We start from the raw sequence: 23,496 nt of genomic DNA on the forward strand, positions 1-23,496 counted from the left end.
GTCAGGCGTCGATATCGCCGTTGCGAATGGCAAGTTTGATGGCCTGGGCGGTCGTTGCCACGCCCAGCTTGTGCCTGATCCGGCGCAGATGGTTTTCAACTGTCCGGGCCGACAGGTCGAGGACCGCGGCGATTTCCGATTGACGCCGGCCCGCAGCTGTCCAGCCAAGGACTTCACGCTCTCTGGACGACAGCCTTCCGACGGCGCCCATGTCCTCATTCAGCCTCTGCGCCGCCACGGCCGCGGCTGTGGCGAGCAGAGTCAGCGCAAGTCGCGTATGGGCAGACGCGTCAATTTTTTCCCCGCCAAGGCTCAACGCGGCTTCCAACCCCGACGGACCGAATACCGGGATTTGCAGCCCGTGCAGCCCCGCGCCGCTGGGACGGCTCACGACGCGATAGCGGTCGCCATCGGCGGTCTTGAGCTTGGTCCAGAAGAATGCCTCGCGCGTCTCAAGGATGTGGCGTGTGACCGGGCAGCGCCTGACGTACAGGTCTGCGCTGACCGGTTCATTGTCACCAAACCAGTCGCCCTCTACCCAATAGATCCGGTCGATCAAATCCTCGCGTTTAGCCGATGCCGAGAACAGAATGAACCTGTCGTAACCCAGCGGACCAGCGAAGGCGCGGACAGATTGCTCGACCTGGCCAAGCTCATCGCTCCGCTCGATTTCCAGCACTAAGCGGAAGACCTCATCGAGCGGAGCCGAGGCCATTGTCAGCCGACCGCTTTCAGCAGTTCAGCGGCCGCAAGCTGACCCAACGCATTCCCCGCCAGCGGGCTGTCGCCTGTCAGCAGCTTGCCATCCTTCAGTGTCGCGCCAGAAATTTCGTCATCGTAATTGACGACATCAAAGCCCAGATCCTTCAGCTTTTCGCCGAATTTCCAGGTCAGATGGCCGGGCATATAGCCGATATCAGGCGTCTGGGCGTCCAGAGCATCCGGGAAGGCCACGATCTTGCGGCCCTTGTAGATGTCACTGTCCCCGACCGCCAGCAGTGCCGCCGGTCCGTGGCACAGAGTCACGACGAATTTGTCATTCGCATCGGCCCATTCCAGCACAGCCTTCACATCCTCGCTTTCCGGCAATCCGATCAGCGCGCCGTGACCGCCCGGGATGAAGACGGCGATATAGTCCGAATCCGGCCCCAAAGCCTGTTCGACCACATCGGCCAGCTTCTTCGGCTGCTTGAACTTGTCCCGGAATTTTCCGAACAGGCCTTTCACCTCCTCATCCTCGGAGGGCATGGCCCACAGCTCAAACTTGACCGGATTTCCAGACAGCGTAGCGATGTCGAAATCAAAGCCCGCCTTATCCATGTGGTACATGGGCAGCAGGGTTTCTACCGGATGGTTTCCGGTCGAGAACATCGTGCCATTATCGGTGAGCAGGTAGCGTTCGTCGGCCGCGATCACCAAGACCTTCCAGCGCCCTTCGGCATAAGGGTTGGGATAATCCGCCCCGCTGAGGTCGGATTTCGGCGCCGTGAACTGGCTTAGTGAATAGGGTGACGGGAAAAAGGCATTGTCCTCGGCCGGGTCGGGCTTCGGCCTTTTGTCATCGGCGGATTTCTCGCTCATTTTCAACTCCTTTTGATGGCTGTTCATCACACAGCATTTACAACTCAGACCGACGCGCAATGAGGGTTTTCCCTCAATTTCCGACGCGCTTCTGTTGACTTAACCAAAATTCAGCCGATGAGTTGCAATCAACGGCAGTTCTTCCGCCACTTCCGCCTCCCTGCCGGTCTGACCTGCAAAATATGGCTTTGAGGGCGCGCGATGCTGACTGGCTTTCCATCGCTTGAATTTCGTACCGCCCTGCCCGAGCGGCTGGAATGGTTTGAAATGGAGAATTTGTATCGAACGGAGCATTCCCAACGATCGTCAGAGTGGGCACAGCCTTTGGTTGCGAATATTTGTTTGTTTTGTCTGCGATCTCGGGTTCCTTTGGCACATATGGAAGATGGCGCGTAAATCGCTGACCAAAGCGCAGACGGCCGCGGCGATCCGAGGCGACCGTGACTTAAGGAAGCGCAGTGGCGTTCGTCTGATGCCCGAGGAAGTGGAGACGTTGCGCCGACTGAAAGGCGTTCTCGGGACCGAAAGCCGCTCGGATGTGCTAGGCAATAGAAGGCGATCAAGAGTCAGCTATACAAGATCGGCTTGGCATCAACGAGATCGCCTTCGCCCAAGAACTTTTCGGTGTGGCAGTCTGAAACAAGGCCAGGCCTCCGCCACCCGCCCGCCTGACGCAGCAGCACCATGATCCGCGGTTCCGTAAATCGGGTCTTTCTGATTCAAATCTCCGTGCTCACGCGACGAGAAAATTCTATCTCTGCACCCCCTTAACCATCGGGATGATTACCCTTATAAATCGAAATGGTCTCGTGTATCGTTGATCTGGTTGCGAGAATATTTGCTTCTGGCCAAGGCACAGATTGCGTTTATCGGGATGGGCAAATTTGCAGATTTTAGCCAACGATTTCACTAAGCTTTGGCAGGACTGTCAAGATGATTACATCGCTGCGGTAGCGGCAGTCGGCGCAAGCGGCTGGTACATACTCGGGCGAGAAGTCTCTGGTTTTGAGGACGCGCTATCGGCCTATTGCGTCAGCCCCTTCTCGGTTGGTTGCGCCAATGGCATGGATGCCTTGGAAATAGCCTTGCGGGTCCTGGGCATCGGGCCGGGGGACAAGGTTCTGACGACACCGTTGAGTGCGTTTGCAACCGGGCTGGCGATTCTTCGGGCTGGCGCCGAACCGGTTTATTGTGATGTCGACGAGCACGGGGCGCTTGATCCAGATGCAGCGGCGAAGGCGCTGGACTCGATGAACGGAATCCGCGCGATCATCCCTGTTCATCTTTATGGGCATATGGCCGATATCGCTGCCCTAAGTGCCGTTGCTGACCAATATAACGTACCGATCATCGAAGATGCCGCGCAGGCGATTGGTGCGTCCCGAAATGGCGTCAGGGTTGGCGCTCAGGGGCGCATCGCTTGTTTCAGTTTTTATCCAACAAAGAACCTTGGCGTCGTCGGTGACGGCGGGGCGCTGATCGTGTCTGATGAACAGCAGGCCACCGCTGCGCGCGCGCTGCGCAATTACGGTCAGACAGAAAAATACGTCCACGACACCATCGGCCTGAACAGCCGGCTGGATGAGTTGCATGCCGCGACCTTAAACCATGTCTTTCTGCCAAAACTGGACGGCTGGCTGACAGCGCGACGCCGCATCGCGCGGGCATATCTGGACGGAATCACCAACCCGAATGTCAGCTTGCTGCCAGGCCCTGATCACGACGGATCCGTCTGGCACCTGTTCCCAGTCTTGGTAAAGGCCGACAGGCGTGACAATTTTCTGGCGCATTTGCAGGCTGATGGGATCCAAGTTGGCCTGCACTATCCAATTCTTATCTCCGATCAAAGGGCAATGACCGATCGCGGCAGCCCACTCGTTTCGGGCTCGCTTGAGCAAGCGCGTCAGTTTGCGACGCAAGAAGCATCCTTGCCGATTCATCCCTATCTGACTGACGATGAGATCGGACATGTGATTTCCAGTGTCAATAAATGGGCAGGTTGATGCTGTCTCTGATCATCCCCGTCTACAAGAACGAAGCAAATATTCCATCGCTGCTTGAAGCAATATCGCTGCTGAGGACCCAGATAAAAGACGATTTCGAGGCTGTTTTTGTCGTCGACGGAAGCCCTGATAGATCCCATCTGGTGCTTGAAAATGCGCTGCCAGATATGTGTTTCAAAACACAGTTGATCCTACTGTCACGGAATTTTGGCTCATTTGCGGCGATCCGTGCTGGGCTCGAAGCTGCAAATGGCGATTTTCTGACAGTGATGGCTGCCGACTTGCAAGAGCCGCCGGACCTGGTCGTACAGATGTATAAAGCGCTTAAGAATGACGAATGCGACGTGGTTTATGGCGAACGGCTTAGTCGGGAGGATCCCTGGTCAAGCCGGCTGATGTCACGGACATTTTGGCGGATGTACCAACGCGTCGCGATCCCCGAGATTCCTCAAGGTGGAGTCGATATATTTGGCTGCACCCGAAAGGTCCGCGACCAGATCATGCGGCTTGGAGAACGAAATAGCTCACTGATCGGCCTGCTGTTCTGGGTAGGTTTCAGGCGCAAGGGCATCCCCTACAATCGATCCAAGCGAGAAATTGGCAGCAGCGCTTGGACCTTTGTAAAAAAGTGGAAATACATGCAGGATAGCGTTTTCAGCTTTTCTGATCTGCCAATTTCCCTGTTGATTGGCGTCGGAGCTTTTGGGCTGATCTTTACAACCATCCTTTCTATCGTCGTTCTGGTCACCGCCGTCTTTGGACAGTTGGACGTTCCCGGCTATGCGGCGACGATGATGGTGATCCTGTTTCTCGGGATGCTGCAAATTCTGTCGATGGGCGTGCTGGGGATCTATCTCTGGCGTGTTTTCGAAAACACCAAGGGGCGACCGCTGCATGTGGTCATGTCAGCCCACAGCTTTGACGGTCAGGACAAATGAGCGATTTCTTTCAGCATGAAAAGGCTCTGGTCGAGAGCACACAGATCGGGAAGGGCACTCGTGTCTGGGCCTTTGCGCATATCCTGCCCCAGGCTCGCATCGGGTCGGACTGCAATATCTGCGACAATGTCTTCGTCGAGAACGATGTCGTCGTCGGCGATCGCGTCACCGTCAAATGCGGCGTGCAGCTTTGGGACGGAACGCGGATCGGCGATGACGTCTTTATCGGCCCCAACGCCACCTTTACCAATGATCGCTGGCCGCGCAGCCGTGAATGGCAAGAGACACCGCCCCGCATCACCATCGAGAATGGCGCATCGATCGGTGCAAATGCCACCATACTGCCCGGTATAACCATCGGCCGTGGCGCCATGGTCGGTGCGGGCAGCGTCGTCACGCGTTCGGTCCCGCCCTATGCGGTTGTCGTGGGAAATCCGGGCCGCATCGTGCGCTACACCATGGAACAGCAGGACTCTCCAGCACCAAGGGCGACGACCGAATTGCCCGCCGCGCAGCTACTGGGCGGCGCGACGCTGGAGGCGATTCCGCTGGTTCGGGACATGCGCGGCAATCTGTCCGCCCGCGAGATCGGCCGTGGTCTGCCATTCACGCCGGAACGCTATTTCGTTGTGCTCGACGTGCCCACCAAGGAAGTCCGGGGCGAGCATGCCCATAAAGAGTGTCACCAATTGCTGGTCTGTCTGAAAGGCTCGGTCAATTGCGTGGTCGATAACGGCTCCGAGCGGCACGAGATCGTTCTGGACACGCCGGAAAAGGCGCTGCATCTGCCCCCGATGATCTGGGGAACGCAGTATAAATACACCGAAGAGGCCGTTCTGTTGGTGCTGGCCTCGCATGCCTATGACCCGGATGACTATATCCGAGACTATGATACGTTCCGAAGCGCCGTTGCACCGGGATGACCCTGCCGCGAATAAGCATTGTCGCGTGGCTCGTCCTGACGCCGCTGCTATGCGCCCTTTACCTGACCGTTCCGCCGTCGCCTGACCAATCGCTGTTTGACTATATCGCGTGGTCGCGCCTGCAGGGTGACTATTACTATGTCGGGGTCGCAGAGCAGAACTGGCCCGGCATGATGTTCATCCATGAGATCGGCATCCGCATTTTCGGTGTCGCTTTCTGGACCTTTCACGCCTTCGATTTTGTCCTGCTGCAGATTCTGACGGGCGCGGGCATGCTGCTGCTCTATCGGGCCCGGTTTCGAATAGCGCCCTGGGTGTTTCTGCTGCTTTACCCCGCGGTCTATGTAACCGCCGGTTGGTGGATGGCCGGACAGCGCGATATCGTGGCAATGGGCTTGCTGGTGGCCGCCGCAGCCCTGACCCTGCCCGCGGTGTCGCGCGACAGCGACGGGTTCGCAGCCTGTTTCCTGAGCGGCGCGGTCATCTTTCTCGCCGTCATCACCCGCCCGACTTACCTGACTTTTCTTGCCCTCCTCATGTTGCTGGAACTGGGTTTGTTTCTGACCGGACAGCAGCGGTTCAAACGGGCGTCCTTGCGAGCGCTGATGATGTTCACGGGCTTTGCGCTGCCGCTTGGGTTGCTGATCTTGCAGGGGCAGAGGATCGGCGCGCTGGATGATTTCTACCAGCAGACGATCCTGTTCAATATCGAAGGCTATCAGGTGCCCCAGTCGCGGATGCGGCTCTTTGAACCGATGTTCGTGCTGCTGACGAAATCTTGGCACTGGATCACGCTTCTGGCGGCCGTGGGCGTGGCGTTGTGGCTATGGACCAAGGGGCTGTCGCGGGCGCTGATCCTAATTCTGGGCCTCTTTGCGACCATCCTGATCTCTTATTTTGTTCAGAATAAGGGCTTTGGCTACCATCTTGGCGGACTGCTGACCCTTTTTTGCCTGCTGGTCGGGGTCAGCTTTGACCGCGTGGGCGAGGCAGCTATGCAGGCAAGAACCTCATCCGCGCGGCTGCTGAATGGCGGCTTGTTGCTGGGGATGGCGCTTTTGGCAGCCGCGGGGACGGGAAAAAAGATCCTCGGAACAGCCCCGGACATGAGCGGCGATCAGGCCTATGTGCTGGCCCCGAATGATGAGCTTTCCGACGGACCGGACTGGGACGAGATCTCGCAGGTGGTGGCAATGATAAAATCCGAAACCACCCAAGACGACCATATCCTGCAATGGGGCCGCGATTTCTCGATCCCCTTTCTGGCAGAGCGCCGTTCTTCGATCCGTTTCGTCTCGACGCCTGCACTGGACGTGATGACGCCCAGCTTTTCCGGCTATGACGCATGGCTCGACGAGGTCACGCGCGACCTTGTGGACAAGCGCCCGGCCTTTATCATCGTGACGAAGGAAGTCCTGTCGAACCCCGTCGGCGAAGGTTTTGCGCCGCGCGAAGGGGCCAGTCCGGCCGAAAGCCTGTTGGTCGAGCATCTGGCGGACTACAAACTGCGGATCCTCAACGAGGATATCGGCGTGTTTCAGGACCCGTGATGCCTCAGCTGAAAATGGAGAAAGCGGCGGCTCTGTTCTGGCTCGCCTTCCGGTTCGGCCTTGTCGGGCTGGGGTCGGTCGGCGTTTATTTCATCGCTCTGTACCTGTTGCGCCCGCTGCTTGACAGCACCATCGCACTGACCGCAGCGGCCTATGTGATCAGCGCCGTTTTCAATTTTATCCTCCAAAATTTCTTCACTTTCCGGGGAGGGGCCGTGCACTCGGCAAAGGTCGTGAAGTACATGCTCATGCATATCCTGTGTATGACGATCAATTCATCGGCGATGTATCTATTGGTCGATATCGCTGGGCAAAAGCTCTATCTGTCGCAGTTGATTACCACAGGGATCGTAGCGATTGTCTCTTTCGTGCTGTCATCACGGTATGTCTATCGTGATCGTTCGGTCTGACCGTGACAAAATCGGTTGTGTTGCAAAGTTTGCCTCACGCCGGGTTCCAGCCTTTGTGGACAGAGCCAAGCTGCGAGATCGGCGAATATCCGGAACGGCGACCGGTTCTCGTCGGCGATCTGGCCCTTACGGATCACGTGAGTCGTCTCGATCGCTGCTAGGCGACACACTGCGCGAGATTGAAGTGACCGTGTCGATACCGCAGCGAAGACCGTGGTCATATTGTTTTCGCGAATTCGGCAGAGTTGCCCTTCGCTGTGCTGGGCGTAAACTTACTCTTGGAAGGAGAAACCGAGCGTTGGCCTCGGAGACGCTGACGCCCGCTTGGTCGAGACTGACAGCCGACCAACCCTGAATATACGGTTAGCAAACGATGGTTCTAGGTATCGCGATTGCTGGCTATAAATCACCCTCATGCCGGCCTTCGCACAGATCATGATTGCCCAGCACTTCGATGACGCGGCATTCAGCGATGGTCCCGCAGGCGCAATGATGCAGCATCCGATCCAGTTCGTCCTTCAAGGCTGTCAGACGCATGATGCGCCTGCTGACTTCGGCAAGCTGCTGCGCTGCGATCCGGTCCACCTCGGCGCATGACTGGTCGGGTTTGTCCGACAGTTCCAGAAGATCGCGGATCGATTGCAGTGAAAAACCCAGGTCGCGCGCATGGCGGATGAATGTCAGCCGCTCGACGGTCGCCTGGCTGTAGGCGCGCTGGTTTCCTGCGGTCCGATCCGCCTGCGGCAGCATCCCGATCTGTTCATAATAGCGGATGGTCGGCACCTTGACGTCTGTCGCCTTGCTCAGTTTTCCGATGCTCAACATGAAAGACCTCTTGAAGCTCTAGTTGCTAGAGCAAATATATCCTGATTCGTTGAATGCAAGCGATATGGGATAATCGATATGGCAGAGCAGCGGGAATGGTCGGTAACGGGGATGGATTGTGCCGCCTGCACGACCAAAGTGACGCGCGCGGTTGAACGGTTGCCCGGCGTCAGCGCCGTCAAGGTCGCGCTGATGGCCGAGCGGCTGTCGCTGGTTCTCGACGATGGCGCGGACCCGGCGGCGGTCGAAGGCACGGTGCGCAAGCTGGGTTACGGCATCGCGCCGAAGGGACAGGATGTCCCGCGCAAAAAGGCGTTCGTGCTGCCTGACGACGACACGCCACAAAACGACGATCACAGCTCGCACGACCATGATCCCAGTTCGCACACCCATGCCGATCCGGCCGATCGCGGCAAGGCGTGGTATCACACCGCCAAGGGACGGCTGGTGATCCTGACCGGCGCGCTGTTGGTGGTGGCGTGGGGGATTGAACTGCTGACATCGGCCACGATCGGGTATCGGGCGTTTGTGCTGGCCTGCGTGATTGGCGTGGCACCGGTGGCCAAACGCGCCTTTGCGGCGCTGCGCATGGGTCAGCCGTTTACCATTGAATCGCTGATGACCGTCGCCGCCATCGGTGCGCTGTTCATCGGCGCTGCCGAAGAGGCCGCGTTGGTCGTGTTTCTGTTTGCTGTGGGCGAGGTGCTGGAAGGCGTGGCCGCCGGCAAGGCGCGCGACGGAATCCGGGGTCTGGCGCAGTTGGTCCCGAAAACCGCAATCATCGAAATTGGTGGCCGGACCCGTACCGTTCCCGCAGAAACGCTGGAGATCGGGCAGATCGTTCTTGTGCGCCCCGGCGACCGCGTTCCGGCGGATGGCGAGATCGCCGACGGCACCAGCGGCATCGACGAAAGCCCGGTGACCGGCGAAAGCATCCCGGTCAACAGAACAACGGGCGATGCTGTTTTTGCGGGGTCAATCAATACCGAGGCCGCTTTGCGCGTTCGCGTGACGCGTGCCGCCGCTGACAACACCATTTCCCGGATCATCCGACTGGTCGAAGAGGCCGAGGATGCGCGCGCCCCGACCGAACGCTTTATCGACAGGTTCAGCCGCTGGTATATGCCGGCGGTGGTCGGCGTGGCCTTGCTGGTGATGCTCGTGCCGCCGCTGGCTCCGGGGGCGGATTGGGGCACATGGACCTATCGCGGGCTGGCGCTGCTGCTGATCGGGTGCCCCTGCGCTCTGGTCATCTCGGTGCCTGCGGCCATTGCCTCGGCATTGTCGTCGGGGGCGCGGCGGGGCCTGCTGATGAAGGGCGGCGCGGTGATCGAGGCGGCGGCCAAGACCACCCATGTGGCCTTTGACAAGACCGGCACACTGACGCGCGGCAAGCCTGTGGTGACCGATATCGTCCCGGCACCGGGCGTGTCCGAGGCCGATCTTCTGGCCATCGCCGCCGGGGTCGAGACGGGGTCCAGCCACCCGCTGGCCGTGGCGATTCTGGCCCGTGCAGGCGACACTGCCAAGCCGTCGCAGGCTGCCCGCGCCCTGCCCGGCAAAGGGGTGCAGGCGATCGTTGAGGGGGCGAAGACATGGGTTGCCTCGCCGCTTCATGCCGCTGAACTGGGCGGGATAGCGGATCCTGATCGGGCCTCGGCGCTGGAAGAACAGGGAAAGACCGTCGTCGCGGTTTTCCGTGACAACACGCCCATCGGCCTGATCGCACTGCGCGATGAGCCCCGCGACGACGCCTCCGAAGCCGTCCGCCAGTTGACGGGTATGGGCATCGCGTCGGTCATGATGACTGGTGACAACGCCCGAACGGCTGCCGCGATTGCCGGGACCCTTGGGCTTGATCACCGCGCCCAGATGATGCCCGAGGACAAACTGACGGCCATCCGCGACCTCGGCCCGCAGGTGATGATGATCGGCGACGGCATCAACGACGCCCCGGCGCTGAAACAGGCGGGCGTGGGTGTCGCCATGGGCTCGGGCACAGACGTGGCGCTGGAAACGGCGGACGCGGCGATCCTGCGCGACCGCGTGACCGACGCCCCCGCGCTGATCCGCCTTGCCCGCGCGACGATGGGCAATATCCGCCAGAACGTGACGCTGGCCCTGGGGTTGAAGGCGGTTTTCCTGGTAACTTCGGTGTTTGGCATCACCGGCCTGTGGATTGCGATCCTGGCCGATACCGGCGCAACGGTGCTGGTCACGCTGAACGCGCTGCGGCTGCTGCGCTTTGATCCGACAAGGGATGCATGATCAAACATTGTTGAAATTCGCACAGCGGACCGGCAGGATCTGTCTGCTTAGGTGTTTGATCCCAGGGTTTGATGGTGTGATCCTTTCGAAGGAAGGGAAGGATGCCCTATGGGACAAGTTCGTCACGGAAGCGCCACGACCACGTACGCCGTCAGAGCAGCAACACAGCGATCGCAAGCTTCGCTCGCGACGTTGAGCCGGGAGTTCGGGATCAATCCCCAAACGGTTGCGAAGTGGCGCAAACGACAGACGGTTGATGATCTCAAGACCGGCCCAAAGGAGCCACGTTCGACGGTCCTCACGGAGGCTGAGGAGGCGGCTATCGTCGCGTTTCGGCGCCACACGATGCTGCCGCTTGATGATTGCCTTTATGCCCTCCAGTCGTCCATCCCGCATCTGACACGCTCAGCACTGCACCGCTGTCTGCAGCGACATGGCATCTCGCGCCTGCCTGACGTCGAGGGCGACAAGCCAAAGCGGTCGAAGTTCAAACGCTACCCTATCGGCTTCTTCCACATCGACATCGCCGAGGTGCAGACTGCTGAAGGAAAGCTGTTCCTGTTCGTCGGTATCGACCGCACGAGCAAGTTTGCTGTGACCCGGCTTGTCGAGAAGGCGGACAGAAAGACGGCTTGAGCGTTTCTGCAATACATGCTCGAAGCCGTGCCGTATCAGGTCCACACCATTCTAACCGATAACGGCATTCAGTTCGCCGAGCAGCCTCGGAACCGGAACACCGCGTATTCACGGCCGATGCGCTTTGACATGATCTGTGAGGCAAACGGGATTGAGCGCCGACTGACCAAACCCAACCATCCCTGGACCAACGGACAGGTCGAACGGATGGACCGCACGATCAAGGAAGCCACTGTAAAGCGCTTCCCCTACGACAGCCATGATCAGCTGCGAACGCACCTCACGGACTTCATGGCAGCATACAACTTCGCGCGTCGGCAAAAGCCCCTCAACGGGCTCACACCCTACGAATACATCTGCAAGACCTGGACATCAGAGCCGGACAGATCCATCTTGAACCCGATCCACCAGATGCCGGGACTGAGCACATAGGCGGCCGCATCGAAAGACCGAATACATAGAAGCAGGGTCAAAATGGCATCAAAAAAACGCTTGCAGGGGAAGGCAGTTCTTGCATACCCTCCATATGCTTAAAAAATTTTTCGCGTGATTTTGGCGATTTTTTGCTGCTGCGCCACAAGCAAATAGAATCTACCAGGCAGCTATGAGGCCCGCAATGAAGGATCTAACAGTCATAATTGTTTGCTATAATAGCAGTTCCATTCTGCCAAACCTTCTGGCTTCTCTCCCAAATAATGTCGCAGTCACCCTTGTAAACAACACCCCAAATGACCGCTTGGACCACTTAGCATCTGACTGGGTTCAGATCATTACGCCAGGTAGAAACGTGGGCTTTGGGGTCGCGTGTAACCTTGGCGCGAGCAACGTCGGGACCCAATATATTTTGTTTTTGAACCCAGATACACGGCTGCAATCTGGCGCAATCGATGCCCTTATGCAAAGTGCTAAAGACCACCCTGAGGCATCGGCATTTAACCCTGTTCTCGCGGACAGCGATGGCAAGCTCCATAACAAGCGGCGCAGCATTCTCCTGCCTCGTGGTCATCGCCTGTCGGCTCAAGCGGTTCAATGTGATGGAGTCGTGCCGGTGCTCACGGGCGCAGCCTTGCTGGTGCGCGCGGATGCATTTTTCCAAGCAGGTAAATTTGATTCGGCAATCTTTCTTTATCATGAAGACGATGATCTAAGCATCCGATTGAAAGCACTGGGTCCGTTGCGTATCGTCGGGGCGGCACAAGTCATACATGAAGGAGGACATGGGTCTGGTGATCGCATCGCATCGGCCAGCATAAAGGCATTTCACATGGGTCAGTCTCGTGTCTATGCCATGCGCAAACATAATCGCCCAATGCCATTGCTGCGCAGCCTTGGGCGAGCCACGCTGCAATTGTTGTCCCCCACCACATGGCTTTCGCGACGTAAACGAACCAAACAAGTGCATTTTCTGCGCGGAATCTTGTCTGCACCACAAGTATCCAATGCCTCCACGTAAAAAAACTTCTTTTGAGAACTTCTTTTCTCTCAAGCGTCACCGCCGTCGTCTAAGCCGCAGTGCAGTTAATGCACCCAAGGCCGAATTCTCAGTTCTGAAAGAACAAATTGTAGATGCTGGAAAGCCAAATCAAACACGCGGCTCTCACGATAGTCTGGACCGCCATTTTGAAGCTTTGCGCTCAGAATTTTCTGGCCAATCCGCCTTGATACTCGAACATGCACGTCTGAACGTACTGCTCCGGCGTCAAATATCTCCAAAAGAAAACTATGCACGATTGGCCGAACTTTACCGATCAGAAGCCCCCTATTTGCTAGAGCACCTGAATGTGCGTTGGATGGTTTCCGCGTGCGATAGCATTGCAGATTGGGATCCTGATCCCGCGGCACGGGCGACGGCGCTGTCGGTCTCATTGTTGGTCAACACGGTCAAATTGATTGAGTCTGAGCGTTATTTGAATGACCAGATTTCTCAGGATATGCAGCCAGACCGCGTGACGCATGTAAATGAGGCACTTGTTCCGTTGTTTGAGGGTTTGTCAGTTTTTACTGTCGGCACAGACGATACGCTGCGTAATATGCGCTGGCGGATGGAGGCCGGAAAAGGTGCTCATTTTAGCGGTGATATCTTGATGGAAGTGTTCGACAGGCTGCAAGTGAACGACACCGTTTACGCACGTTTCAGGGCGAGACATCATCGTAAGAAGACGTCTTGGTGGTGATGGTTGGAATACGTGTCCTTTTGCCAAAAGGAACCATTGTCTTTTCCCCACGTCCTAATTGGCGAAACCCCAAAGATAATTGCGCCATGATCCGTCGCAGGGTTTGCGCTGGCGACTTGGGCGCCTTGCGATGAAGTGCGCTGGACACGCTTGAGGTTTCAGGGGGCCATTCTTGGGGCACGTTGTAGAACTGGGCCATGTCGTTCTGAATAACCTGAGCGGGTACAACTTGGGCTGCACGCAATAAACCAGGTTTCGCAATCACAGCATCCGCAAGCCCCGGGGTTTTCGCCACGTAATCCAGTAGCTTTCTGGCCCCCGTGGGCCACAGGATGTAGCCCGCTGCTCCCGCACGGTCGATTAGCAATGTACGAGCCTGTGCGGGCCCTACATCGAATACGTTTGCTCCTAAAAATTTGGCCCGATTACGTGTTTCCAATTGTAATAGGTCGAGATCATCTATGCGGATGGCTGCCGTGAGGACTGCGGACAAATCATCCGCTAACAAAGCATCGTCCTCAAGTATCAAGCAAGGTGCGCCCTTATCATACACCATCTGCCAGCCAGTCATATGGCTGCGCAAACAGGCCCGTTCCGCAGGCGCTATCGGGCGTTGCCAGCCATCCCAATAGACATCGTCAGTATCCATTTCGATGTCGTCGATAGTGACTGCGGGCAGTCTTTTCCACGTGATCCCCTTGCCCGTCAATTGCTCTTGTTGAAAAGCCATCCGTGCTCTGGCGATTTCTACGTTGATGATTAGTGCTTGTATTGTCACGTTACACCGATGTTCCGACTTTGTGTTGGTAAAGCAGTATGATGATAACTAGGTTGACCGCAGGAACTCAAACAAACGACGCTTTGCCCGGCCTTTGTTGCGCAACGGGGCTGAAGACCGAGCTCCCCTTCCTAGGATAGACTTATCCCACGGCCACTGTGACACGGATGCCGCGCGGGGTGTAGCCGTTCAGCACGGCAGTGCGAGCCTGGAGTTCAGCGCCCTGACGGTCGAAGTCGCGTGCCATGAGATTCTGATCCAGCAGCTTCACGCAATGCATCTTCGTCTCGACGCGGCTTCGGCGGTGGTATCCGCTCCACTTTCGCCAGATGGCACGACCAACTGGAATCGTGAAAATGATCGTGGCCCCCGCCATGAAGCCGGTGATCGACGCGATGATCCAGCCCTCATTCGACAAGGCCAGTGTTTTAGCAAGCTGATCGCCACCCATGTCTACAAGATCGTTGCAATGTGACTGGTCGCACGCGCTGGCACCACTGGCGAAGGCAAAAAGCGTGCTAACCATTTCCCGTGGCCCTAGCCTCGCAATTGCCAGCGAGGCGGCCCTGAAGCTTAAGGAAACCTGTGGAATTCACGCCGAGGCGTTCAGCTCTGCCGAGGTCATCCACGGCCCGCTGGCGCTTGCCAAAGGCGACCTGGCTGCATTGGTGTTCCAGCCCGATCCGCATGGAAGGGCAAGCGCGGAATATGCCGTTCAACGCATGCGGGCGTCAGGCAGTTCTGTCTATACGGTCGGCCAAGACGGACACAGCCCGTATCACTTGCCTGTTCCTTCGACTGGAAACGACTTCCTCGATCCAATTGCCGCGATTTGCGCCTTCTACGTCTTCGCCGAGCAACTGGCCGGCACGCTTGGACTTGATCCTGACAGCCCGCCGAACCTGAACAAAATCACGGTGACAGTATGAGCGATCTGGTTTGCGATTTGGGCGGCACGCATTGCCGACTTGGCACATCCGTCAACGGCGCGCTGGACGTCACCAAGAACCGAAAATTCCAGAATAGCGACTTCAACAGTTTGAACGAAATCATCAAACAATACATGAACGCGTCTTCGGTCGATGCGTTCGATGCGGTCGTCATCGCTATGGCCGCCCCCGTCTCGGGCAACGTGGTAACACTGACAAATCTGAATTGGGAAATCAGTTCAGACAGAATTTGTCACGATACTCAGGCCCGTGAGGTGAATTTCATCAATGATTTTGAGGCACTGGGATACTCTCTAGCGCAAACAGATCTTCTGAAGCAGGAACTGATAATTCAGGCCGACAGCACTGCACCACAGGGTACAAAGCTTGTTTTGGGCGCGGGAACAGGTTTCAACTGCGCAGCCCGGCACGCCAAAGGCGCGGTTTCCACCTGTGAAGCCGGGCACACCACATTTCCGATCTCGAATGAGATAGATGTTATAATCAGCAGATACTTTTCGCAGCAATACGGACGCTGTTCACTTGATCGGGTCCTGTCAGGCAGCGGTATCCAAACGCTGTACAATATTATTTGCCTGGAAATGGCAATCACTCCTCGGGCAATAGACAGTACAGCCATCGTACAGTCAGCGCTCCGCGGCAATTGCCGGGCTTCCGTAAGAACCTGCGATGAATTTCTGAGAATTCTGGGAAGGACCACAGGTGATCTCGCCCTGATGTTCTTGGCACATGGCGGTGTTTACCTAACCGGCGGCCTAACACGCGCATTGCTCCCGCTGTTGGCACTGCACGGCAACAGCTTTGAACGCAACTTCACTTCGAAGGGTCGAATGGCAGATATGATGCGCAGCTTCTCTGTTTCTCTCATTGCCGACGACTTTCAGGCTCTTCGGGGATGCACCGAATATCGTCGGTCGTCTGGGAGTAGCGGCGGCCTCGGAATGGATCCACAGTAGCTCGCTGCTCACGCTCGATATGCATGATATTATCTTTTCGAAAGACGATACTTTGTTGGCACTGCGAACGACTTTTTGGACCTGTCACGTATTTGTGCCGCTCCGAGTGCTCGTTTAAGCCACCTTCCGTTCAAAAGCGACCGGGCTTTTCCAGCCCAGTGCTGAGTGCCGTCGACGCGGATTGTAGAACCCATTGATGTATTCGAAGATCGCCATCTCAGCGTGCCGCCGGGTTACCCATGACCGCCGCCAGATCAGCTCGGCCTTGATGGTTTTGAAGAATGTCTCGACGGCCGCATTGTCATAACAATTACCTTTGCCGCTCATCGAGACTTTGAAGCCATGCTGGCGCAGGATCTTCTGGTAGTCATGCGAACAGTATTGGCTGCCCCTGTCGCTGTGGAAGATGCAGCCTTTGGGTGGCGACCTGAAGGCAATCGCCATCTTCAAGGCCCGGATCGCCAGATCGCGCTTCATCCGGTTGCTGACAGCCCAGCCGATCACGCGGCGGGAGTGCAGGTCCAGGATGACTGCCAGATATAGCCAGCCCTCGCGGGTCCAGATGTAGCTGATGTCGCCCGCCCATTTCTGGTTGGGCCCGGCTGCACTAAAGTCGCGATCCAGCAGGTTCGGGGCGATGTTGAACGTATGGGCGCTGTCGGTCGTGGCTTTGAACTTACGCGTTCTTTCAACGATGATCCTGTTTTCGCGCATCAGGCGACCGACGCGTCGATGCCCGACATCGACACCAACCTCTTTCAGCTCCTCTGTCATCCTCGGCCGACCATAGCTGCCCAAGCTCAGACGCGACTGTTCCTTGATATGCGCCAGAACGACCATGTCCATGCGCTGCCTGTGGCTGGCTGGGAGGCTGCGGAAGGCCCGTAATCCACGCGGGCTGACATTCATCACCTGGCAAAGCCGGTCGATCGGGAAGGCCCCGCGCTGTTCTTCGATGAACCTGAACCTCACGGCTTTTGGCCCGCGAAGAACTGGGTGGCTTTTTTTAGGGGGGCTATATACTTAACTAGCCAACAACCGGCTAGGACGGTTACGGTAGACACCGGATTCCTGTATTAGTAGTGTAAAACGGAAGGTGACGGCTACTGCCTTCTCACATGTCCCTAGGCGCCAACCTTAGTGGGACGGAAATGAACGACAGTGAGCTACAACGTGCTCCCAGCGTCCAAACCGAAACCGGATATATGAGCAAACACTCACCGGTTTCGGCCATGTGCAAGTAACTGCCATCGCAGCACCTCCATGATGGATCACCAGCTTGAGGCTGGCTCTCCGAAGGCGCACCACGCGCCTCCGCCCTGTTTCAGAGAGCAAGTGGTGCGTAGAGGCGACAGTAGCCGTCAGGTCATATATATCGAATCAGCAGATCGCGAGTCGAGTCATTTACTTGCAAATGTTCACCATTCAGTCTTGAACGTCTAATCGTCCGTCAGGAGCAGTTCCAACTGCGTCCCTTTCTTGGGGAAGGCTCGATCCAAGAGCGACTTGAACTGATCCCAAGTGGCGGATGCTCGCATCAGGCCAATGACGGCGTGTAGGTGCTGGGCAAGCGCAGGGTGGCCGATGTCATCAGTTAAATACTGATGATGTTTGCGGGCCCGCCCGCCGTCCTCATGAGTCGGGTTCAGGTGTTGCAGTTCCTCAAGGATGCCTGGAGCAAGTCGCTCATATACGATGTCATTAGTGTAGCGACCGACAACACCCGGCCTTGCCACCGACATTGCATTCCAACTCCACCCTCGCAGGCGGAATATTTCCCGATAAAAGGCATCTGGGAACCGCTTAGCCCACGCTGCAAATTCCTTCTGAAGGTATTTGTCCAGGATGGCTTGCAGTGCGTCTCTATCGCGCGTGTCTTGGTAACCGGTAGCTTCATCAATCAGAGCAATAACGCCGAGGTTAGCCAATCCGCGCATGACGATCTCTGCCGCTTGGGCTCGGTCTGCCTGCTGATCATTCAGAACGCCGTCTTGCCGCGCTTGCAGCCATATATTGCAGATCTCCGGAAGCGCCTCTGCCTGATACCCAATCACTTCTGCATCGCCAGATATATAGGAAATCGGCTGTAGGGGCCCGGAGGCTAACTCACTGGTAACATAGCTAGAAAGGCTTTTTGCCGCCAGAAAAACAGGGATATGGGCCCCGGCTTCTGCGGCAGCCGTTTTCATCCTTTTGGCAGCACCACTTCGCCCTCCAAGGGCATTTGCTATTCCGTTTTCAGATAGAATTCTGGTCCCATCACGAAGAACTGCGCATGGAATACTGACTGATCCAATGCGGAGCGTCCCCCTGTGAGTTGCTTCATTCGCCGGGCCCATACTTTCGTCGTCTGCCGTGGGGACGGCCTCTCTTGCCCGCTTGGCCTTTGGTGCGACGGCCTGCACCACTTCATCAAAACCAGCGTCAATCGGCTCGATAAGGTCCTTCTTGTCGTCAGGCATTGATCAGTCCTTTGTAGGTAAGGCGCTTGTCGGCCATGCGGGAAATGGTCAGGTCGATGAAATCCATAGTGCCGATTTTTACGGTGTTGTGACGGAAGGAGAACTCTTTGACATAGCGGTGCAAGTGCTTCGCGCTCATGTAGTGGTAGATGCCGATGTAGCCGCGCTTGAGCAGCGACCAGAAGTTTTCGATGCCGTTGGTATGCGCCATGTCGCGGATATATTCGCCAGCCGAATGATTGATGCGGATATGGTTGAAGCCTGCGCCGGTCAGACCGATGTAGCCGCCGTGCGTGTCGGTGACGACCGTAGCGCCATGCTTAGCATGCTGACGAACGAAACGCTCTAGCGTGGCTGCTTTGGTGTTCTCCACCACAATCGCGCGAACTTCGCCGGTTTCCGAACGAACGCCGACAACGGCGGTCTTGCCAACCGTGCCGCGACCGGCATGCAGCTTCTTGGACGCATGCTTGTTCTTCTCGCGCCCACCAACATAGGTTTCATCGACCTGCACCTGACCATCCATGTGGTCATCGCGGTCCTTCATCCAGGTTTCGCGGATGCGCTGGGCGAGGAACCATGCGGTTTTCTGGGTGACGCCAAGCTCCCGCGCCATCTGGGTGCTGGGGATGCCCTTGCGCGCGCTGGTGAGCATGTAGATAGCCAGAAGCCACTTAATCAGCGGCAGGCGGCTTTCGGCCAGAACGGTGCCGGTGCGAACGCTGAAATGCTTGCGGCAGTCCTTGCAGCGGTAGGGCATCGGCTTGTGGTCCTTGCACTCGACAACGGTGACCGACCCACAATGCCCGCATACCGGCTCGTTACCCCAGCGACGCTGTTCAAAATGCTTGCGCGCGGCTTCCTCATTCGGGAACTTCTGGAAGAACTGGAAGGTGGAAAGCGTCTCGGGGTTCGACATGATCGGGCTCCTTGTAGAACCTGAATAACCTAACTAGCCGCTCCACGCAAGGGAAATTTGGCTAGTTAAGTATATAGCCCCCTTTTTTAGGATGTCCCTCTCCTCCTTGAGGATACGGTTCTCGCGCCGAAGCCGTTCGTTCTCACGCGCCAACTCGCGATCCTCGGCTGAGACTACGTCCGTGTCCCGGTGTGCGTTCACCCACTTATTGAGGGTCGACAAGCCGACCCCAAGATCATCCGCAACTTGACGCCGCGAAAGCCCGCTGGTCAGCGCAATCCGCACTGCATCCTTGCGAAATTCATCCGTCCTGACTGTGCCCATGGTTCATCTCCTTTGCTGCACATTACGTGGTCAAAGGAGCGGCACCAAACCGCGACAGGTCCAGGTTCGATGAATATGTCAGTCGGATCTGACAAGAGCGGGGCGTTGATTGCAGCGCTGGTGGGACTGATCGGGCAGGCTGGTGCCAAAGCAATGGAGGGGGCGGGACTTATTGGGAACCCGATCGTGTCTCAGATGGTGGCTGGCATGGCGGAAGCGGGCGTTGCTGCCGAGGCGGCCTCATTGGGCGCAAATGCGGCTTTTTCAGGCGTAGACGGATTCCGGGCGATAGCAGGTGCAGGTCAGATGTCGGCGGGGGCCGTCGTGGGTTCGTTGCTCGACTCGGTCATGCCGGTATCGGGCATGGTCAACTCTGTGGTTGAGAAAGGAAAATCCGAGACGGTCGGCTTGGTTTCGACGCAGCAGGTCGGGCTTTTCCAGAACACGGTGGTCGGCATGGTTCAAACCACTTATGTCGGCACCAAGAAGATTGTGGATGTCGGCGAGGAGCTGGTCATCCAGGTCGGGGCCAGTAAACTGATTATGAAAAAGGATGGTACCATCCGCATGATCGGAAAAGACCTGAATATAACTATGTCGGGTCCTGTCCAGATCAATGGTTCAACCGTCGATTTCAACTGACATGAAACTCGGCACGCATATCCTGTATCCTGCCTTTGCGTTTCGGCAGTATAATAACCAGGCTGAACTGACCGGCTGCGTTACGGTTGCCGCTCTGTTTGAAGTCAATTCGCAGGGAATTTGCCAGTCAATCGGGGTGCAGCCAGAGATTCGTCTGACTGATGAATTGATTGGCCCAGAAGATCCGCCGCTGGAATTGAAACGGCAGGCCGATTTCCTGCCATTCAAACCGGGCACCGATGTTACCGTTCTGGCTGAAGCGGTCGCTCCTTCTGGCCGGCCTGAACAAAGCTGGTATTGCGGTATTCGCGGAGCGGGGTTGGAGGCCAGGCTGCGTGTGCATGGTCCGCGCAGATGGCAGGAAATCGGGCGCTTGGTTCAACCCGGTCCGGCAGAACCTGTATCGACGGTGCGTCTGAGCTGGCGATCAGCTTGGGGTGGTGCCGAGGTCGGAGCGGATGGAAAGCTGACTGGTGAAGTGGATTCCCGCAATCCAATTGGTGCAGGCTACGCAGCGCGCGGTGCTGAACGTGCTATGATAGGGGTGTTGGTGCCTCAGGTTGAGGCGGCGGATGAACCTATCGTCTCTGTTTTTCATGCATCCGAACCGGCAGGCGTGGCACCGGTCGCGCCGATTTCTTCATGGCGTGCAAATTTCGCCGGAACCTATGATGAAAAATGGCAGAAAACCGTTCACCCTTTTCTGCCGCGCGACTTTGATCCGCGCTTTTATCAGTGCGCGCCGCCGCTCCTACGATCCGCCAACCATCTCTGTGGCGATGAGAAATTCGAAATGGTCAATTTGCACGCAAAATATCCTCGGTTGAGCGTGTCATTGCCAAGTCTCGCATTCGGGGCGGTTGCAAGTTACCGCGATGGGAATCGGTTACGAATGCCGCTGGCGCTCGACGGTGTCCATTTCGAGCTTCTCGGCCCGAAGCCACAAGTGCGGCTGACATGGCGAACAAGCTTCCTATGGTATTCCGGCATTACCGCGATGGATGTAGGTGCGCTGGACTTCGATAGCCTGCATCATCCGACCCCGGACGCTGCCTATGCAGGATAGCCCGCTGCATCTTACCGTCGACGAGTCCGGCCTGACTGGAACTGATATTGACCAAGCGGCGCGCAGTCTCGGAATATTTGAGCGCTATGGCTTTGATCCGACTGGGCATATCGTCAATCGTCCTCCTCGTTACTATGCCGACATGGATGACTATACCGGCCAGTTGGTCAATGACGCCGAGATCGACGCTGAGATTCAGCGCATCGAAGACGAGAAGCTCGGGAAACAACGCGCCCGCTGGACCACGACACCCCGCGAGATCATTCGGGAAGGGCCGTCCCCTCTCGTCCTGTCGACAACTCCTGATGTGGCCTATACGCCGCGCGGCTCCGCTGTTTGTCCGATTCCCTACGCAACCTGCGCGCGTCCAGCGAGCCCGCAGAACTTTGCCAACACCGTTCGTGCAACGAACCAACGTATCATGGTACTGCGCTCGCGCGAGTTGATTACGCATGGCGCCGAACAAGGCGTCGCGCTCGGCGTCGCTTCAGGGACGATAAATGGGCCGGTCGATCCGCTTCAGCATTCGACGACAGTCCGGGCGGAAAGATCCTATATCATTCGGGACCAGGACGCAGTCTGGATGAATGATTTAAATAATCTGGGCGTGATTCAGATGGACGGCGACAAGTCCCTGGTCGCGCCAGCGAACAGCCCGGAAGCCCCTGTCGACGGAGATGATGAAGAAGGTTTCTTCGACGGGTTGTGGGACGGCGCGAAGGATGCCTGGCAGGCAACCAAAGATACCGCCAGTTCTGCCGCCCAGGCCATCGCCGATTTTGATCGCGAGCATGGGCGTGTTCTGACAAGAGGCGTCGGCGTCGTTCAGACGGTCGGCGGAGCGGCGGAGGCCTTTGGCGGGGGTGCGTTGGCCACGGGAGGTGCTGCTGCAACACCCACTGGCCTGGGAACCGCACCGGGGATCGGAGCGATGGCCTTGGGCGGCGCCTTATGGGTCAATGGCTGGGACAACGCGTGGACGGGGCTGCAGACGGCTTGGACGGGTGAGTTCCAGCATACCATGATGGCCGAGACCGCTGGCGCTGCGGCAGAGGCGCTCGGCGCGGATCAAGCGACAGCGGAATCCATCCGCGACGGCACGGATCTGGCCAGCGGCGCGCTGAGCATCGGCGGCGGCATCGCCGCCGGCGTGCGCGCGGGAACACGCGAAACTGTCGAAACGGGTCTGCGGGAATCCGCCGAGACGGCTTCGCGCGAGATTGACGAAGTCGCAGAAGCTACGGCAGAGCAGACGGGGCGGGTGACGCGGACGGTCTCAAAGCGCTTGCAATATCTCGGGAATACGCCCGACAAATATCGCAAGACAGGCAAAGCAGTCCGTGAGCGGATGCGGTCGGAAGGAACGCTTAAATATGACGCTGACCTTGGGGAAGACGTGTTCTTGGCGGAAAATGGGCGGTGGTATCCGGTCAACCGCCCGAATGTTCATATGGGTCATCATCCTGTTGATGCCGTTGACTGGTGGAACAGCACAGGCAGATACTACGGTGCGAAATCTCCTGAAGTGCGCTCCTGGATGCTCAACTCGGATAACTATCGGTTCGAATACGGCCCTCTCAACTCGGGGAGAGGGGGAGCCACCACTTCGCGTTATCTTGATCCAATCCAATGAAACAGGAAATGCTATGATTGCTAATCGTAAGCCAGAGATGCCGGCTTCACTGGTTTCTGAAGTTGAAGCGTTGATGAAGAAATCAGGGGAAGCGCGGCGTGCGGGTCGGGGAAGAGCGTCGCTTGAATTTTCGGAAGAGGCTTGGTCACTTATTCCTGACCCCAAGACCGAATGGAATTTCTACCCTCAGACTATTTCTCGCGGTGTGGTCGAAACTGTAAAAGAACGCGAAGCTTGTGATGTGCTCGACCTTTGGCTCGATCGCATGTATCAGACCCATTTTGATCCGGAGCATATTGACCCATATACGAACATGGTCGCGGGGCACGCGTTGTTCCGATGTGGTCGTCGCGAAGATGCGGTTGCAGCTTTTAAGCGTGTATTGAAGTATGGCGGGCCGGGTCATTTCTCAGGAGAGTACCGGCCCTATTTGGATCTGGCGGAAAAAGGATAATACC

General features: G+C 57.3%; 20 protein-coding genes and 5 pseudogenes. 15 read left to right on the forward strand and 10 right to left on the reverse strand.

The window, feature by feature from the left end:
* Position 1 precedes the first annotated feature (1 nt).
* Both CUV01_RS06395 and hchA read right to left on the reverse strand, forming a co-directional pair.
* Positions 2 to 715 (reverse strand): PA1136 family autoinducer-binding transcriptional regulator, encoded by a 714-nt coding sequence (locus CUV01_RS06395; protein ID WP_101459744.1) that lies wholly within the window; start codon positions 713 to 715, stop codon positions 2 to 4.
* Positions 716 to 717: 2 nt separating this feature from the next.
* Positions 718 to 1,581, reverse strand: a complete 864-nt coding sequence (gene hchA / locus CUV01_RS06400; protein ID WP_101461908.1) for a glyoxalase III HchA — start codon at positions 1,579 to 1,581, stop codon at positions 718 to 720.
* A gap of 884 nt (positions 1,582 to 2,465) precedes the next feature.
* On the opposite strand from hchA, the gene CUV01_RS06405 reads away from it, so the two are divergent.
* Genes CUV01_RS06405 through CUV01_RS06420 form a run of 5 tightly spaced genes read left to right on the forward strand, consistent with a single transcriptional unit; the run spans position 2,466 to position 7,405 of the window.
* Positions 2,466 to 3,584: a DegT/DnrJ/EryC1/StrS family aminotransferase gene (locus tag CUV01_RS06405; protein WP_157994792.1), complete on the forward strand. Its 1,119-nt coding sequence runs from the start codon at positions 2,466 to 2,468 to the stop codon at positions 3,582 to 3,584.
* Positions 3,584 to 4,522: a glycosyltransferase family 2 protein gene (locus tag CUV01_RS06410; protein WP_101461909.1), complete on the forward strand. Its 939-nt coding sequence runs from the start codon at positions 3,584 to 3,586 to the stop codon at positions 4,520 to 4,522. The genes CUV01_RS06405 and CUV01_RS06410 overlap by 1 nt, the downstream gene beginning before the upstream one ends.
* A complete protein-coding gene (locus tag CUV01_RS20220) occupies positions 4,519 to 5,445 on the forward strand; it encodes a WxcM-like domain-containing protein (protein ID WP_101459746.1) in 927 nt (308 codons plus the stop codon). Before CUV01_RS06410 ends, CUV01_RS20220 begins: the two co-directional genes overlap by 4 nt.
* Positions 5,442 to 6,995: a hypothetical protein gene (locus CUV01_RS19600; protein ID WP_157994793.1), complete on the forward strand. Its 1,554-nt coding sequence runs from the start codon at positions 5,442 to 5,444 to the stop codon at positions 6,993 to 6,995. Before CUV01_RS20220 ends, CUV01_RS19600 begins: the two co-directional genes overlap by 4 nt.
* Entirely contained in the window at positions 6,995 to 7,405 is a 411-nt protein-coding gene (locus CUV01_RS06420) for a GtrA family protein (protein ID WP_157994794.1), read from the forward strand. Before CUV01_RS19600 ends, CUV01_RS06420 begins: the two co-directional genes overlap by 1 nt.
* 399 nt (positions 7,406 to 7,804) lie before the next feature.
* Here the strand turns inward: CUV01_RS06420 and CUV01_RS06425 are convergent, their stop codons facing one another.
* Positions 7,805 to 8,230, reverse strand: coding sequence for a MerR family transcriptional regulator (locus CUV01_RS06425; protein ID WP_101459748.1), 426 nt, complete (start codon positions 8,228 to 8,230; stop codon positions 7,805 to 7,807).
* 78 nt (positions 8,231 to 8,308) lie between these two features.
* Here CUV01_RS06425 and CUV01_RS06430 point away from each other — a divergent pair, with 78 nt between their 5' ends.
* From CUV01_RS06430 to CUV01_RS06450, 4 genes and pseudogenes are all read left to right on the forward strand, one after another.
* Complete coding sequence (locus tag CUV01_RS06430) at positions 8,309 to 10,498, forward strand: heavy metal translocating P-type ATPase (RefSeq protein WP_101459749.1); 2,190 nt, start codon at positions 8,309 to 8,311, stop codon at positions 10,496 to 10,498.
* A gap of 108 nt (positions 10,499 to 10,606) precedes the next feature.
* Positions 10,607 to 11,566, forward strand: a pseudogene (locus CUV01_RS06440) (IS481 family transposase).
* 184 nt (positions 11,567 to 11,750) lie between these two features.
* Complete coding sequence (locus CUV01_RS06445; protein WP_232962552.1) at positions 11,751 to 12,587, forward strand: glycosyltransferase family 2 protein; 837 nt, start codon at positions 11,751 to 11,753, stop codon at positions 12,585 to 12,587.
* Positions 12,574 to 13,308: a hypothetical protein gene (locus CUV01_RS06450; protein ID WP_232962554.1), complete on the forward strand. Its 735-nt coding sequence runs from the start codon at positions 12,574 to 12,576 to the stop codon at positions 13,306 to 13,308. The genes CUV01_RS06445 and CUV01_RS06450 overlap by 14 nt, the downstream gene beginning before the upstream one ends.
* Here CUV01_RS06450 and CUV01_RS06455 read toward each other — a convergent pair.
* From CUV01_RS06455 to CUV01_RS20305, 3 genes and pseudogenes are all read right to left on the reverse strand, one after another.
* Positions 13,268 to 14,038, reverse strand: a complete 771-nt coding sequence (locus CUV01_RS06455) for a glycosyltransferase family 25 protein (protein ID WP_101459751.1) — start codon at positions 14,036 to 14,038, stop codon at positions 13,268 to 13,270. The genes CUV01_RS06450 and CUV01_RS06455 overlap by 41 nt on opposite strands.
* A gap of 190 nt (positions 14,039 to 14,228) precedes the next feature.
* A pseudogene (locus CUV01_RS06460) lies at positions 14,229 to 14,429 on the reverse strand (IS5/IS1182 family transposase); the annotation flags it as partial.
* Between the two features lie 39 nt (positions 14,430 to 14,468).
* A pseudogene (locus tag CUV01_RS20305) lies at positions 14,469 to 14,612 on the reverse strand (hypothetical protein); the annotation flags it as partial.
* Here CUV01_RS20305 and CUV01_RS06465 point away from each other — a divergent pair.
* Both CUV01_RS06465 and CUV01_RS06470 read left to right on the forward strand, forming a co-directional pair.
* Positions 14,602 to 15,015, forward strand: coding sequence for an SIS domain-containing protein (locus CUV01_RS06465; RefSeq protein ID WP_157994796.1), 414 nt, complete (start codon positions 14,602 to 14,604; stop codon positions 15,013 to 15,015). The pseudogene CUV01_RS20305 and the gene CUV01_RS06465 overlap by 11 nt on opposite strands.
* The gene (locus tag CUV01_RS06470; protein WP_101459754.1) at positions 15,012 to 15,992 is read left to right on the forward strand and encodes a glucokinase; all 981 of its coding nucleotides are present in this window, start codon (positions 15,012 to 15,014) and stop codon (positions 15,990 to 15,992) included. The genes CUV01_RS06465 and CUV01_RS06470 overlap by 4 nt, the downstream gene beginning before the upstream one ends.
* Before the next feature lie 114 nt (positions 15,993 to 16,106).
* Here the strand turns inward: CUV01_RS06470 and CUV01_RS06475 are convergent.
* The 4 genes and pseudogenes from CUV01_RS06475 to CUV01_RS06490 form a co-directional block, all read right to left on the reverse strand.
* A pseudogene (locus CUV01_RS06475) lies at positions 16,107 to 17,000 on the reverse strand (IS3 family transposase); the annotation flags it as partial.
* 431 nt (positions 17,001 to 17,431) lie between these two features.
* On the reverse strand, positions 17,432 to 18,454 hold the full coding sequence (locus CUV01_RS06480; RefSeq protein ID WP_101459755.1) for a P63C domain-containing protein: 1,023 nt from the start codon (positions 18,452 to 18,454) through the stop codon (positions 17,432 to 17,434).
* On the reverse strand, positions 18,447 to 19,373 hold the full coding sequence (locus CUV01_RS06485; RefSeq protein ID WP_101459756.1) for an IS1595 family transposase: 927 nt from the start codon (positions 19,371 to 19,373) through the stop codon (positions 18,447 to 18,449). The genes CUV01_RS06480 and CUV01_RS06485 overlap by 8 nt, the downstream gene beginning before the upstream one ends.
* Before the next feature lie 81 nt (positions 19,374 to 19,454).
* A pseudogene (locus tag CUV01_RS06490) lies at positions 19,455 to 19,697 on the reverse strand (transposase); the annotation flags it as partial.
* Between the two features lie 69 nt (positions 19,698 to 19,766).
* Between CUV01_RS06490 and CUV01_RS06495 the strand changes: the two are divergent.
* From CUV01_RS06495 to CUV01_RS19605, 4 genes are read left to right on the forward strand one after another with little or no spacing between them, the layout of a single operon-like run.
* On the forward strand, positions 19,767 to 20,339 hold the full coding sequence (locus CUV01_RS06495) for a hypothetical protein (RefSeq protein WP_157994797.1): 573 nt from the start codon (positions 19,767 to 19,769) through the stop codon (positions 20,337 to 20,339).
* Position 20,340: 1 nt separating this feature from the next.
* Positions 20,341 to 21,405: a DUF2169 family type VI secretion system accessory protein gene (locus tag CUV01_RS06500; protein ID WP_157994798.1), complete on the forward strand. Its 1,065-nt coding sequence runs from the start codon at positions 20,341 to 20,343 to the stop codon at positions 21,403 to 21,405.
* Positions 21,395 to 23,038 carry a PAAR-like domain-containing protein gene (locus tag CUV01_RS06505; RefSeq protein WP_101459759.1) on the forward strand — a complete coding sequence of 548 codons (1,644 nt, stop codon included), beginning with the start codon at positions 21,395 to 21,397 and terminating at the stop codon, positions 23,036 to 23,038. The genes CUV01_RS06500 and CUV01_RS06505 overlap by 11 nt, the downstream gene beginning before the upstream one ends.
* Positions 23,039 to 23,051: 13 nt before the next feature.
* Entirely contained in the window at positions 23,052 to 23,492 is a 441-nt protein-coding gene (locus tag CUV01_RS19605) for a hypothetical protein (protein ID WP_157994799.1), read from the forward strand.
* Positions 23,493 to 23,496 lie beyond the last annotated feature (4 nt).

Source organism: Paracoccus tegillarcae, from assembly GCF_002847305.1.
GTDB lineage: Bacteria > Pseudomonadota > Alphaproteobacteria > Rhodobacterales > Rhodobacteraceae > Paracoccus > Paracoccus tegillarcae.